This is a genomic window from Paraburkholderia dipogonis (genome assembly GCF_042680985.1).
Taxonomy (GTDB): domain Bacteria; phylum Pseudomonadota; class Gammaproteobacteria; order Burkholderiales; family Burkholderiaceae; genus Paraburkholderia; species Paraburkholderia phytofirmans.
The window spans coordinates 448,233-461,676 of the sequence record NZ_JBHUFR010000010.1 but is presented as its reverse complement, the minus strand read 5'-3'; the positions used below and the strand labels follow the sequence as shown (position 1 = coordinate 461,676).

The 13,444-nt window shown below is 61.6% G+C and carries 12 protein-coding genes; 8 read left to right on the top strand and 4 right to left on the bottom strand.

Annotated elements, in window-relative coordinates:
* Position 1 precedes the first annotated feature (1 nt).
* The 4 genes from bioD to ACFSNN_RS14595 all read right to left on the bottom strand — a co-directional run bounded on the left by bioD (position 2) and on the right by ACFSNN_RS14595 (position 3,745).
* Positions 2–745: a dethiobiotin synthase gene (bioD, locus tag ACFSNN_RS14610; protein WP_134457288.1), complete on the bottom strand. Its 744-nt coding sequence runs from the start codon at positions 743–745 to the stop codon at positions 2–4.
* Positions 742–1,926 carry an 8-amino-7-oxononanoate synthase gene (bioF, locus tag ACFSNN_RS14605; RefSeq protein ID WP_134457287.1) on the bottom strand — a complete coding sequence of 395 codons (1,185 nt, stop codon included), beginning with the start codon at positions 1,924–1,926 and terminating at the stop codon, positions 742–744. The genes bioD and bioF overlap by 4 nt, the downstream gene beginning before the upstream one ends.
* Positions 1,926–3,287, bottom strand: a complete 1,362-nt coding sequence (gene bioA, locus ACFSNN_RS14600) for an adenosylmethionine--8-amino-7-oxononanoate transaminase (RefSeq protein WP_134457286.1) — start codon at positions 3,285–3,287, stop codon at positions 1,926–1,928. Before bioA ends, bioF begins: the two co-directional genes overlap by 1 nt.
* Before the next feature lie 149 nt (positions 3,288–3,436).
* Positions 3,437–3,745, bottom strand: a complete 309-nt coding sequence (locus tag ACFSNN_RS14595; RefSeq protein ID WP_377688803.1) for a hypothetical protein — start codon at positions 3,743–3,745, stop codon at positions 3,437–3,439.
* Positions 3,746–3,885: 140 nt separating this feature from the next.
* Here ACFSNN_RS14595 and tssF point away from each other — a divergent pair, with 140 nt between their 5' ends.
* The 8 genes from tssF to ACFSNN_RS14555 all read left to right on the top strand — a co-directional run.
* Positions 3,886–5,772 carry a type VI secretion system baseplate subunit TssF gene (tssF, locus tag ACFSNN_RS14590; RefSeq protein ID WP_134457284.1) on the top strand — a complete coding sequence of 629 codons (1,887 nt, stop codon included), beginning with the start codon at positions 3,886–3,888 and terminating at the stop codon, positions 5,770–5,772.
* Between the two features lie 41 nt (positions 5,773–5,813).
* Positions 5,814–8,336 carry a type VI secretion system Vgr family protein gene (locus ACFSNN_RS14585; protein WP_134457283.1) on the top strand — a complete coding sequence of 841 codons (2,523 nt, stop codon included), beginning with the start codon at positions 5,814–5,816 and terminating at the stop codon, positions 8,334–8,336.
* A 26-nt stretch (positions 8,337–8,362) separates the two neighbouring features.
* Entirely contained in the window at positions 8,363–8,983 is a 621-nt protein-coding gene (locus ACFSNN_RS14580) for a DUF3304 domain-containing protein (protein ID WP_134457282.1), read from the top strand.
* Between the two features lie 157 nt (positions 8,984–9,140).
* Positions 9,141–9,776 carry a DUF3304 domain-containing protein gene (locus ACFSNN_RS14575; protein ID WP_166799262.1) on the top strand — a complete coding sequence of 212 codons (636 nt, stop codon included), beginning with the start codon at positions 9,141–9,143 and terminating at the stop codon, positions 9,774–9,776.
* Positions 9,776–10,228, top strand: a complete 453-nt coding sequence (locus ACFSNN_RS14570; protein WP_244322793.1) for a hypothetical protein — start codon at positions 9,776–9,778, stop codon at positions 10,226–10,228. The genes ACFSNN_RS14575 and ACFSNN_RS14570 overlap by 1 nt, the downstream gene beginning before the upstream one ends.
* A gap of 62 nt (positions 10,229–10,290) precedes the next feature.
* Complete coding sequence (locus ACFSNN_RS14565) at positions 10,291–10,608, top strand: DUF3304 domain-containing protein (RefSeq protein ID WP_244322792.1); 318 nt, start codon at positions 10,291–10,293, stop codon at positions 10,606–10,608.
* 64 nt (positions 10,609–10,672) lie between these two features.
* Complete coding sequence (locus ACFSNN_RS14560; RefSeq protein WP_134457280.1) at positions 10,673–11,338, top strand: DUF3304 domain-containing protein; 666 nt, start codon at positions 10,673–10,675, stop codon at positions 11,336–11,338.
* A partial coding sequence (locus tag ACFSNN_RS14555) for a phospholipase effector Tle1 domain-containing protein (protein WP_377779178.1) occupies positions 11,302–13,444 on the top strand: 2,143 nt, incomplete at its 3' end. The genes ACFSNN_RS14560 and ACFSNN_RS14555, both read left to right, overlap by 37 nt.

Below are 13,444 nucleotides of genomic sequence, written 5' to 3'. Positions count from 1 at the left end.
TTTAGCGCTGCGAATGCGTTTGCATGTGCCTCAGCGTCTGCAAAAGCCGATTGATGTCGAGTTGGTCCGCCGCAAGTTCGGGCGACGCCGGATGCAGATTCGGCACGATGCCGAGCAACGGCGCGTCGTATTGACGTGCCAGATGCTCGCGGATCGATGCGATGTTTTCATCGGGGAACGTCATGTCGGGATCGATGCGGTTCGCGACCCAGCCGGCGAGCGTGAGCCCGCGCGCGGCGATCGCTTCGGCGGTCAGCAGCGCATGGCTGATGCAGCCGAGCCGCATGCCGACCACCAGCACGACCGGCAGGTTCAATGCGACGGCTAGATCGGCGGTGTCCTGAGTGGCCGTCAACGGCACACGAAAGCCGCCGACGCCTTCCACGACGACGATCTCCGCGCGCTTCAAAGCCTGCGCGTGACAATCGACGACATGGTCGAGATCGAACGTAACGTTTTCCAGCGCGGCCGCGATATGCGGCGCGGCCGGTTCCTTCAGCAGATACGGCGTGCGCATCGCGGGCGGCAGTAATACGTTCGAGGCGGCGTCGAGTTGATCCGCGTCTTCGTTATGCAGTACGCCGTTCAGTTCGAATGCGCCGGCGGCGATCGGCTTCATCGCGGCGGCTTGCAGGCCTTCGCGGACGAAGCCGCGCAACAGTGCCGACGAGACGAACGTCTTGCCGATTTCTGTATCCGTGCCGGTGACGAATAAGGACAGGGCGGGTTGAACTGTGCTACTCATGCCGCCTTCGCTCCGAGTTGCTGCAAGCCGGCTTCGAGCCGGTCGAGGTCCGCCTGCGAGTGCGCGGCCGACAGCGAAATACGCAAACGCGACGTTCCGGTCGGTACGGTCGGCGGACGGATCGCCGGCACCCACAGACCCGCGCGATCGAGCGTGGCGGCGATGTCGAGCGTGGCATCGTTCGCGCCGATGATGAGCGGCTGCACGGCAGTGTGCGAGTCGACCGGCAACCAAGGCGTAGCCTTCAACATGGCGCGTGTGCGTTCGATCAGCTGCTGAAGATGCGCGCGCCGCGCGTCGCCTTCCTCGCCACCGATGATGCGCAAGCTCGCCGACACCGCGTGCGCCGCGGCCGGCACCGACGCCGTGGTGAAGATGTACGGACGCGCGCGCTGCACGAGCCACTCGATCACCGTCTCATGCGCCGTGACGAACGCGCCGGAGACGCCGGCCGCTTTGCCGAGCGTACCGATGGAAATGAGATTCGGCGAACGCAGCGCGGCCTGCGCGATCGCGCCGCGGCCTTGCGGGCCGAGCACGCCGAAGCCGTGCGCGTCGTCGACGATCAGCCATGCGCCGTGTTGTTCGGCGAGTTCGAGCAGGCGCGGCAACGGCGCGATATCGCCGTCCATGCTGAACACGGTATCGGAGACGATCACTTTGACGTCGGCGTCCGAGGCTTCGAGCATCGCGCTCAGCGCTTCCGTATCGCAGTGCGGGTAGATCTGCACGTCGGCGCGGGACAGGCGCGCGCCGTCGATTAGCGACGCGTGATTCAGCGCATCGGAGAAGAGCGTCGTGCCGCGGCCCGCGAGGGCGGTGAGCGTGGCGAGATTCGCCATGTAGCCGGTGCTGAAGTAAAGCGCGCGCGCGTTGTCGACGAAGCCGCCGGCGAATTCCGCGAGATCGTCTTCGAGTTGCGCATGCGCACGCGAGTGGCCGCCGAGCAGATGCGAGCCGCCGCTGCCTGCGCCATAACGCTGCGCGCCTTCCGCGATGGCAGCGATGAGTTGCGGATGCGCGGCGAGGCCGAGATAGTCGTTGCTGGCGAAGCCGATGATTGCGCGGCCGTCCACAGTCATGTGCGCGGCGCACGGCGTATCGGCGGTGCGGCGGCGACGGCGCAGGCCGCGCGCGTCGATGTCCTTCAGGCCTTCGGTGAGCGTGTCGAGCAGATGCATTAGCGGGTCTCCGCGAGCGTGGCTTCGAAGGTTTCGCGGGTGCGTGCGGCGAGCAGCGCGAGTTCTTCGTCGTCGAGGATGTAAGGGGGCATCAGATACACCGTGGTCGAAATCGGGCGCAGCAGCAGTTCGCGCTGCAGCGCGTTTTCGAAGAAGCGGCGCGAGAATGTTTGGGCTTGCTGAGCATCGTCGAGGACGGCGTCGAATGCGAAGAGCGTGCCGCACTGACGCAGATTGCGGACTTGCTTGTGCTCGGCTAGCGGCGCGAGCGCGGCTTTCAGCTTCGAGGATTTTTGCGCGTTGACGGCGAGCACGTTGTCGCTCGCGAACAGATCGAGCGTGGCTAGCGCCGCGCGGCAGGCGAGCGGATTGCCCGTGTACGAATGCGAGTGCAGGAAGCCGCGCGCCGTGTCGTCGTGATAGAAGGCTTCGAAAATTTCGTCGCGCGACAGCACGATCGAGAGCGGCAGATAGCCGCCGCTGATGCCTTTCGACAGACACAGAAAGTCCGGCCAGATGGCGGCCTGTTCGCAGGCGAAGAAAGTGCCGGTGCGTCCACAGCCGACGGCGATTTCATCGGCGATCAGATGCACGCCGTATTGGTCGCACAAGGCGCGCAATCCCGCGATATACGACGCGTCATGCATGGCCATGCCGGCGGCGCACTGCACCAGCGGCTCGACGATCAGCGCGGCGATTTTCGTGGCGCGTGCTTCGAAGAGCGAGCGAACGTTATCGAGCGCGCGGCGCGCGACGTCGGCGGCGGTTTCGCCTGGTTGCGCGAGGCGCGCGTCGGGCGATGCCACGACGTGCGCGTGACGGATCAGCGGATCGTAGGCGTCCTTGAAGAGCGCGACATCGGTGACGCCGAGCGCGCCGATGGTTTCGCCGTGATAGCTGTTGGCGATGCAGACGAATTCCTGCTTGTCGGCGAAACCGCGATTGCGCCACGAGTGGAAGCTCATCTTCAGGGCGATTTCGACGGCGGACGCGCCATCCGACGCGAAGAACGCGTGGCCCAGCGTGTTGTTTGTGAGCGCGCCGAGGCGCTCGGCGAGTTCGATGGCCGGCTCGTGCGTGCAGCCGGCGAGCATGGCGTGTTCGAGCGTGTCGAGCTGGTCTTTCAGCGCCGCGTTGATGCGCGGGTTGGCGTGGCCGAACAGGTTGACCCACCAGGAGCTGATGGCATCCAGATAACGATGGCCGGCGCGGTCGTAGAGCCACGCGCCCTGGCCGCGCGCGACGGGCACGAGCGGCAGGCGCTCGTGGTGCTTCATCTGCGTGCAGGGGTGCCAGACGGCGCGCAGGCTGCGGGCGATCCAGTCTTCAGGGACGGCTGACGGTGGTGCAGGATTTTCCAAAGGGGTACTCCACGGGGTGCTTTTTTGCCGCTGCGCGGCGTGGCTTTTTAGGGCCATTTTTCAGACGCGTGGCGCGGATTTCTTTGCGCTGCGCGCGGCCCTGAACGGGCTTGCGGGGTCGAGATTAGCGGTTTATTTCGTCGTGTGCACTAGGGCTGTAAGCGCGGTTTTTGCGTGCGGGGTTGGGGTTCGGCGATGTTCGGGGCAGGTCGTTTCTGTTTTAGTCCGAAGGTCGCAAATGGGCGGAGTTGACGACGGCAAAGTAATTGGCGGTTACTGGCGCGGAACTGAGGTTTTGCACGCTCGACGGTTTTTTGCTCGGTGATTTCTACCCGGAAGTCCTTGAGCCACCTCCGTGCGGTTTTTTTCAACTGCATCAAATGCCGACTGCGCGCGGGAAATGCCTGCATGTTTTTGCGGAGTTTTCCCGTCCCGCAACGCCGTGCTGTGCGCTCCAATCTCTCTTCCGGGCGATGCCGCGCCCATTCCCCAACAAAAAAAAGTTATGCAAGAGAGAGAAGGCACACCCGCCCATTCCCGCGACGAGAGGCGTCGCCCATTTACCCCGTCAATGCGCGAGCGGCATTGACGCGAAGCGATGGACCCGCGACTGCTCGACTACTACAGCCGTGAACTGCTCTACATCCGCGAATTGGCGATGGAGTTTGCCGCCGCGCATCCAAAGATCGCGCGGCGGCTCGGCATGCACGCTGGCGAGATCGGCGACCCTTACGTGGAGCGCCTGCTGCAGTCGTCGGCCCTCGTGACCGCCCGGGCGCAAATCCGGCTGGACGACGCGTTCCCGGAATTCACGCTGCCGCTGTTGCAGACCGTCTATCCGAACTACACGTGTCCGACACCGTCGATAGCCGTTGCGCGATTCTTCCCGCTCGCACAGGGTAAGCATGCCGTGAATGGCACGGTCGTGCCGCGCGGCACCGCATTCCCCTCGCGCATTCCCGATGGCGAAGTCACCGCCTGTGAATTCCGCAGCAGCCAGGACGTCACGCTGTTTCCCCTGGAGATCGTGCAGGCGCGGCTGACCGGAATTCCACCCGACATTCCCATGCTCGACCGGTATGTGCCGGCGGGCCGGACTGCGCATGGGGCGCTGCGTCTGCGGTTGCGCACGACGAACGGCGCGTCCATTGCGAATCTGGCCGGTCTGGACCGGTTGCCGGTCTATCTCTCGGGTGATGAAACTACCGCCTCGCATCTGTTCGAGCTGATTCATGCGGCGGGCCTCGCCAGCGTGACTGGCGTGCCCGGCGAGTTCGCGACCGGCACGTTGCACGCGGTCACGCGCGGCGCGGTTGTGCATGAAGCGCTCGAACCGGAACAAAGCCTGCTGCCCGCCGTGCCTCGCAAGTTCCACGGTCACAACCTGTTGCAGGAGTACTTCGCCTGTCCCGCACGCTTCTGGTTCTTCACGCTCACAGGGCTGGCCAAGGGACTCGCCTCGATTGCCGGTAACGAGGCCGAGATCGTGCTCCTGCTGGAGCGGCCCGCGCACAGGCTGGCCGAGACCGTTGATGCGTCGCACTTCGCGCTGTTCTGTACACCGGTCATCAATCTCTTCCCCAGGCGCACGGACCGGCTCGATCTCGATCCGGACCGGCAGTCACACCGGCTTTTGCCCGTACCGGCCGCGTCTTCTGATTACGCTGTGCATTCCGTGCAGGCGGCCTGGGGCCAGGTTTCCGAAGCTTCTGAAGCGCTGCGTTTTTATCCGCTGCATGCGTCCGTTGGTGAAAGCACGAGCCGCGGCGCGCGGTATTTCACGATCCGCCGCGAACTGAACCGGTCCGAAGAGGACGATCGCCACTACGGCACGCGCCGCCCTTTTACCGAGACGCGCACCTTTATTTCGCTGGTTGACCGGGATGAGCGGCCCAATACCGAGGGGATTCACTACCTGTCGCTCGAGGCGTTGCTGACCAACCGCGATCTACCGTGCTTGATTCCATGCGACGGCAGGCGTGACCTGTTCCCGCACAAATCGATACCGGCTGAAAGCGTCGGCCTGGTGCGCGCGCCGACCATGCCCCGGCCACCGCTGGCGTCTGGTGAGCGGGCCTGGCAGTTGTACGGCCAGCTCAACCTCGGCTACATGACCTTCGACGAGCCGCCCGACCGGCCGGCGACCGGCGACGCATTGCGCAGACTGTTGCGCCTCTATCTGAGCGAGGACACCGCCGTGCTGCGCCGTCAGGTCGAAGCGCTAACGAGCGCGACGGCGACGCCCGTGAACCGCCGCTTGCCGCCGCACTTCCCGCAGCCGTTCGGCCGCGGTATCGAATGCACGCTCACTTTCGACGAGAGCGGCTTTGACGGCATGAGTCCGTACACGCTCGGGCTCGTGCTGGAGCGCTACGTCGCCCGTCACGTGTCGGAGCGCTCATTCACGACAACCGTGCTGTGCTCGACGCAGCGCGGACGCATCACGCACTGGCCACCGCGCGCGGGTACGCGCGGCGCGGCCTGAGCGGCCCTATCTGTGGATTGACCCAACGAACGGAGTTGCCGATGTCATGGTTCACACAGCCGCGCACGCTGGAAATCACCGGCAAGGCGCTGCCGCAATGGGCGGGCGAACCGCTGTTCGTAGTCTCGCGTCTGCGGGGCAGGGAAAAGCTCGGCCACCTGTATGAGTACGACATCGAGGTCAGCACGATCGACGCTGCGGCGCTGAGCGCAAGCGAAGCGCAGGCGCTAGTCGATGTGGATGCGCTGATCGGCAAGGAAATCACGCTCAACATTGCCGTCGAAGGCAACGGCACGTGGGTGCAGGGCGCCAGAGGCGACGCCGGCATGTCCAATATCGGCGCCGACATTCGCAAGCTGACGGGCCTGATCGTCTCGGCGCAGTGCGTCGGAGCGGACGACCGGCGCGCGTTCTACCGGCTCAAGCTGCGCCCGTGGCTATGGCTTGCGACGTTGAACCGCGATAGCCGGTTCTGGCAGGAACGCGACGTGATCGAAATAACGCGGGATGTCCTGCAGAAATATCCGTTCCCGTTCGAGCTGCGCCTCGCGGGTCCTGGCATGCAGCGCCGTCCGTATCCCAAGCGCAACTACCAGCGGCAATGGTGGGAGTCGGATTTTTGCTATCTGAATCGAATCTGGCAGGAATGGGGCATCAGCTTCTTCTTCGAGCGCAGCACGCTGGTGCTGTGCGATTCGCCTGGCGCCTATAAAAAGCACGGCCCCGCGTACCAGACGCTGCGCTATCTGGAGCGCGACGGTCAGCGCATCGACGAGGAGTACGTCCACGAATTCAGGGTTGCGCGGCAGCTCACCACGGGCAAAGTGTCGCTCACCGATTACGACTACACGCAGTCGCTGGGCAATCTTGCCGTCGCTCAGGAAGACTACGGCGGGCGCGCCTTCGACAACGCGGAGGAGTACGCGTGGGGCGACTACGCGCAGCCGATGGAAGGGCCCATGGGCACGCGCGGCCTGCACGGCGACGCGCGGTTCGAGGGCGAGCATCTGGCGCGCGTGAAGGTCGAAGCGCATCGCGCGAAAAGTCTGCGGGCGAAGGGCAAAGGCAACCTGCGCGGCTTGATGACGGGCTACACATTCACGCTCGAAGGCTATCCGCTCACGCCAGGCGATGGCGAATATCTGGTCGTCTCGACCATCACTGAGATCGTCAACAACGACACGGTTACGCAGCGCGGGGCGATCGACCGCCAGTACAGCTGCACGACGAAGTTTGCAGCAGTGCCCGCCAACACCTTCTACCGCACGCCGCAGAAAGCGAAGAAGCCGCGCGCCTATGCGGAAGCGGCTGTTGTGACCGGCTATGGCGACGAACCGGTTTATTGCGACGAGTACGGGCGGGTCAAGGCGCATTTCATCTGGGACCGGCTCGGCGAGAAAGATGAGAACGCGAGTTGCTGGCTGCGCGTGGCGTCACCCTGGCATGGCGTGGAACACGGCGCGATGTGGCTGCCGCGCGTCGGGCACCATGTGCTGGTCGGCTACTACGACAGCGATCCTGACCGTCCCTACATCATTTCGGAGCATACGACTGAGTTCCATCAGGCGCCGTGGCAGTTGCCGAAGAACGACGCGCTGTCGGGGTGGCGCAGCCGGGACCTGAAGGGCGTGGCTGCCAACAGCGTGGTGACGGACGACACGCCGGGCCAGTTGCAGGTGCAGGTGGCCAGCGATCATGCGCAGTCGCGGCTGGTGCTGGGCTACAACACGCGCATTGACGGACATAGCGGACGCGACAAGGCGCGCGGCGAGGGCTTCGAACTCGCGACGGATGCGTGGGGCGTGATGCGAGCCAACAAGGGCATGCTCATTACCACGCAGACGCGCGCGGGCGCTTGCGCCGCCGCCAAGGACAACGATGAGATTGTCGGCCGGCTCGACAAGGCGCAGGTGCTGCACGACGCGTTGGCGCAGGTCGCGGTGCAGGGCGAAGCGCAGGATGCGGAGGGGCACCAGGCGGACATCGCCAGAACGATCCAGGCTCAAAACGAACAGCTTCGCGGAACGGCTGCGACGGACGCCGCGTTTCCACAGTTGAGCGAACCGCATCTGCTTATCGACGGCAAGGCTGGCGTTGAAATCGCGTCGCCTGCAACGGTGCACATCGCGGCCCAGCAGGCTGCGGTGACCGCCGAAGGACATGTGGCCATTGCGAGCGGACGCAGCCTGTTCGGCACTGTGCGAGACACCATCCGGCTTTTCGCGCAGCGTGCCGGCATCAGGCTGTCGGCAGCGGCGGGCGACATCGTTTTGCACGCGTTGACGAGTTCCATCAGCCTCGATTCCGCGAAGTCCATCACGCTTTTGAGCAAGGTCATTCGGATTACCGGTGTTGAAAAGCTGGAGCTGCAAGGAGGCAAGAGCAGGTTGGTGCTGGATGACTCCGGCGCGCAGATATTCACGCCGGGCAAGTTCGCCGCGTTTGCCGCGACGCATTCACTCCCCGGACCGAAGAGCACGCCTGCGGACCTTTCGCCTAAAGGTGTTTGCATAGATTGTCTGCTCAAGGCCGCGAGAGGTGGATCTGCTTTTGTGATCCGCTAGTTCACGTTTATCTGGAGCAATGGGCTATGGGTAGTCGATCGGGCTTTTTGGGGGCGAGCGTTTGGTTGCGTGGGTTGCTGGTTTGGGTGGGTGTAGCGGTGGCTGGATGTTCAGGTATCCGGAGTGATGCGGCGAGTACTGTGGAAATGCCGCCGTATGTTGAACTTCTCGGTGGCGGCGTCAGGGCGCAGAACTATACGCCTTGGTACATCCATGCTTTCGCGATCACGGGCCCGAAGGGTAGCGGCATCGGTGGCGGTGGTCCAAACGTTTGGCCGATGAAAGCGGGTAGTAACAAACCTTCCGGCGGTGCCAAGGAAACCTGCTGCATGTCATTTCCACTCGAGTGGCAACCGGACCTAAAACTGACCGTGCGCTGGCTGGTGGATAAGAAGGGCGATGGCAAAACGCCAGGCTACTGGTACAAGGCCGAAAACGTGCGGATCGCACAGTACGACGGGAGAAATGCCGGCGCAGTGTGGGGCATCTTTCTGCCCGGTGACAGGGTGCGCCTCATGATCACCGACGGTAACCGTAATGGCGGAAACAACGTCAATGACCGTCCAGCCGATGATGATCCCTACGTCGTGCAGGGCGCCCTTGATGAGGAATGGAATCGGCTTTATCGCGACGGGGGAATGGAATGAGGATTCGATGGGTGAGGCAACGGCTGGATGGAGGACTAGTGCAACTATCGGAACGCGCATGACTAGCAGATTCGAAACGCGGAAGCCGTTAGGCAGCACTGAAACAATGCGTATTGGAGGGCGAGTGCAGAGGCACAACATCATAGAAGCAGACACGATGTTTCAGACGATCAACAACGGTTTGTCGAAATCGCGAGTGGCGAAGTCTCGTCTGTTCAGGAGTCTGTTGCTCTCACTGTGCGTATCACTGACTGGATGCTCAGGTATCCAGAATCATGCGGTGAACATGGTGGACCTGCCTCCTCCTATTGAGCTGGCGAGCGACGGTGTATGGGCGCTCAACTACACACCGTGGTACATCCACGCTTTTGCAATTACGGGCCCGAAGGGTAGTGGTATCGGCGGTGGTGGTCCGAACGTCTGGCCGATGAGAACGGGGGATAAAGCGCCTGCGGGAGGAGGAAAGGAAGTGTGCTGCATGACTTACCCGCTCCAATGGCAACCGGACCTGAAGTTGACCGTACGTTGGCTAATGGACAAAAAACGCGACGGTAAGACGCCGGGATACTGGTACAAAGCCGAGAACGTGCGGATCGCACAATACAACGGGAAAAACGCTGGAGGCGTATGGGGCATCTTTCTACCTGGAGACCGGGTTCGCATCATGATCGTTGATGGCAATCATGATGGCGGAAACAACGCCAACAACCGTCCGACGGACGACGATCCATACATTGCTCAAGGCGTTGTCGATGACGAATGGAACCGGCTATATCGCAAGGGCGGAATGTAATGAAGTTTCAATGGATAGCAATGCTACTGGGCGGTGGACAGGTGCAGGTATCGAAACGCGATGATGTTTTGCGCGACGGGGCGCGGCGAATGCGCGATGAGACAAGACAGGAATTAGTCTGCCCGGCATGCGAGTTCAGGATGACTCCACACAAGCCGAGCGAAGCACAAGAACAGGTCGGGAAAGTGGGCGCGACATTTCGCGCGATTAGCGACTGGGTGTCGAAGTTGCTGCCGAAGAAGTCTGGTCTGTCCAGGGGCGTGATGTTATCAGTATGCGTATTGCTGGCTGGATGTTCCGGTGTCCGGAGTGATGCGACGAGTACTTTGGACGTGCCGCCGTATATTGAACTTCTCGGCGGAGGAGTCAAGGTGCTGAACTATACATCCTGGTATATCCACACCTTCGCGATTACGGGCCCGAAGGATAGTGGCATCGTTGCGGTGGTCTAAACGTCTGGCCGATGAAAACGGGCAGTAACAAACCTTCCGGTGGTGCAGGAGAAACTTGCTGCATGTCATTTCCACTCGAATGGCAACCGAACCTGAAGCTGACTGTTCGCTGGTTAGTCGAGAAAAAAAGACCGGATGGCAAGGTATTCGGTTACCGGTACAAGGCCGAAGGCGTGCAGATCGCGCAGTACGAAGGAAGAAAAGCAGGAGCCGTGTGGGGCATTTTTCTGCCCGATGACAGGGTTCGCATTATGGTCACTGACGGCAACCGCAATGGTGGAAACAACGTCAACGACCGTCCGGCAGACGACGATCCCTACATCGTGCAGGGTGTCATTGATGACGAATGGAATCGGCTGTATCCCCCCGCGCATGACTAGCAGATTCGAAGTGTGGCGAAGGTTTGAGAGGCCAGAAACAATGCCTATTGGAGGGCGAGTGCAGATGCAAAACATCATCGAAGCAGACACGGTGGTTCAGACTACCAACAACGGCTTGTCGAAATCACGAGTGGCGAAGTCTCGTCTGTTCAGGAGTCTGTTGCTCTCACTGTGTGCGTCACTGGCTGGATGCTCAGGTATCCGGAGCGATGCGGCGAGTACTGTGTACGTACCTCCGCATGTCGAGCTTCTGGACGGTGGCGTCAGGGCGCTGAACTATACGCCTTGGTACATCCATGACTTCGCGATCACGGGCCCGAAGGGTAGCGATATCGGTGGCGGTGGTCCAAACGTCTGGCCGATGGAGAAGGGTAGCGACGAGCCTTCCGGCGGAGCAAAGGAAACTTGCTGCATGTCATTCCCGCGCGAGTGGCAACCGGACCTAAAATTGACCGTGCGCTGGTTGGTAGACAAAAAGCGCGACGGCAAGACGCCGGGATATTGGTACAAGGCGGAGAACGTGCGGATCGCCCAATACGACGGAAGAATGGCGGGAGCAGTGTGGGGCATTTTTCTACCCGGTGACAGGGTGCGCCTCATGATAACTGACGGCAACCACAATGGTGGAAACAACGCCAACAACCGCCCTGCGGACGACGACCCTTACGTTGTGCAGGGTGCCATTGATGAAGAATGGAACAGGCTGTATCGCGACGGAGGAATGCAATGAGTATCCAATGGCCGGAAGAAATGGCGGATGGAGGGCGACTGCAGCCGTCCGAAAGCGATGATGCATTTCGCGATGGCGCGCTGCGAATGCACGACGAAACACGCTCATGCGAGCAGACACTCCATATCAGCTTGTTTTTCGACGGCACGAATAACAACGACGACAAGAAAAATCCGCGGCGCGATTCTCTCAAATATTGCCATACCAACGTCGCCAGATTATTTAAAGCGGCAATCGAAAAGAATAGCGATGGTCTGTTCCCATTCTACATTCCCGGCGTAGGTACTCCGCTACCAGACATCGGCGAAAAGACTTATTTGCAGATGGGCAAGGCCATGGCCAAGGGCTTCAACGCACGTTGTCTTTGGGGCTTTACCCGCGTTCTGAACGCAGTCTATGAGACTGTCGCACCGGACCGAACCCATCTTCTAGTCCCGGTAGACAAGGCCAAGCCCCTGTGCGCCGCAGGCGCGAACGGCGACATGAGCGGCTTCAACGATCTCATCCAGATACTCGGCGTAACGCACAAAGATGCAATAGATAACGGCGACAAACCACGCACCATCAAAAAAGTCTGGATCAACGTGATCGGCTTTTCGCGCGGCGCAGCGGGTGCGCGTGCGTTCGTTCACAAACTGGTCAACGATTGGGCGCCCGGTGGCAATCTGGTGAAGTTCAGCGGCAAGTATGCAATACCTTATCAGGTCAACTTCATGGGGCTTTTCGACACGGTCGCCTCCGTGGGGCCGCCTGATTTGACCCGTGCATCGGTGGATATCGGATCATTCGACGGCCACTTCGCTTTCGCCAATAACGGCGCGATGCGCATTCCCGATTCCGTCCGCTATTGCGTCCACGCGTTTTCGATTCACGAACAGCGCATGAGCTTTCCCGTCGATTCGATACGCGATGTGGGCGGTTATCCCGGCGGCGTGCGTCTTGAAATTGCCTATCCCGGCGTGCATTCGGATGTCGGCGGCGGATACGCGCCGAACGAACAGGGCAAGGGGCGTGGGTCCGGCCGCGGCAATCATGACAGTGGCAAACTAAGCCAGATCCCGCTGCATGACATGTATATTCACGCGCTCAAATATGGTGTCCCGCTGCAGAGCGGTTCCGATATCCTGGCTCAATCCGACACTGCATCCGACTTCTCCCTCTCCCCCCAAACCATCACCGCCTTCAACGACTGGCGCAAGACAGCCGGTCCGATCGGCAGCATCGAAGATGCGATAAAGCACGGCATGACGGAAATGCTGGCATGGCGAACGCTACGCGCCAAGATCGGCACGGCCGACTACGTGACCGAGCAGGAATTCTTCCGTCTCGCGCAAGAGGACAGCATGACACCGCACAAGGTGGCCCTCGACGTGGACAGAGCCAGAAAAACAGACCCGGAATACCAGGCGCTCGCCGACCGGCTGTCGAAATTGCAGGTAGAGAAATCCCGTCTGGCGGACAACCGCACCTATCCGACCAACACGGTGCGCATCGCGCAGCTCGACGGCCAGATCAGCGCGACGCGCGAGTCGATGGACCGGCGCACGGAAGCAATCTGCGGATCGGTCGGACATCCGGACAAGAACGATCCTTCTCCCGCGCGTCCCGGCGAAGGGCCGTGCGATGTCACCACCAATGACCAGAACGATCTGCGTCAGGGCGCCGAAGAAATGCGCCTGCTACTCGGCTTTCTGCATCCTGAGCAACGCAAGATTTCCTGGCAAGTAACGGAAACAGTTTCAGTTCACTCGGTGTACGAGAACTCTCCCTACGCGGGGCAGACGCGAACCACGCTTTCGGTGTCGCATGACCACCCAAACAGCGATTCGCCGCACGTAGCGCTTGCCGAAAGCGGCATTCTGCTCGCAACGACGTGGAGCACGATCTTAAGCAACTTCAGTACGGGCGACGACCTCCTGGCCGCGCCGGCGCGCGGCGTCACGAGCTTTCTGAAAAAGCATGCTTCGCTGGAGGCCGCTGCGCGGCTTCGCCCGGAAGCCATCCATCTTCTCGACAACTATGTTCACGACAGCCGCATCTGGTTTCGCGTGCCGTGGTTTCACGAATACGCGCCGGGCGGCTACGGGTGGCCGCGCGTCATTTTTG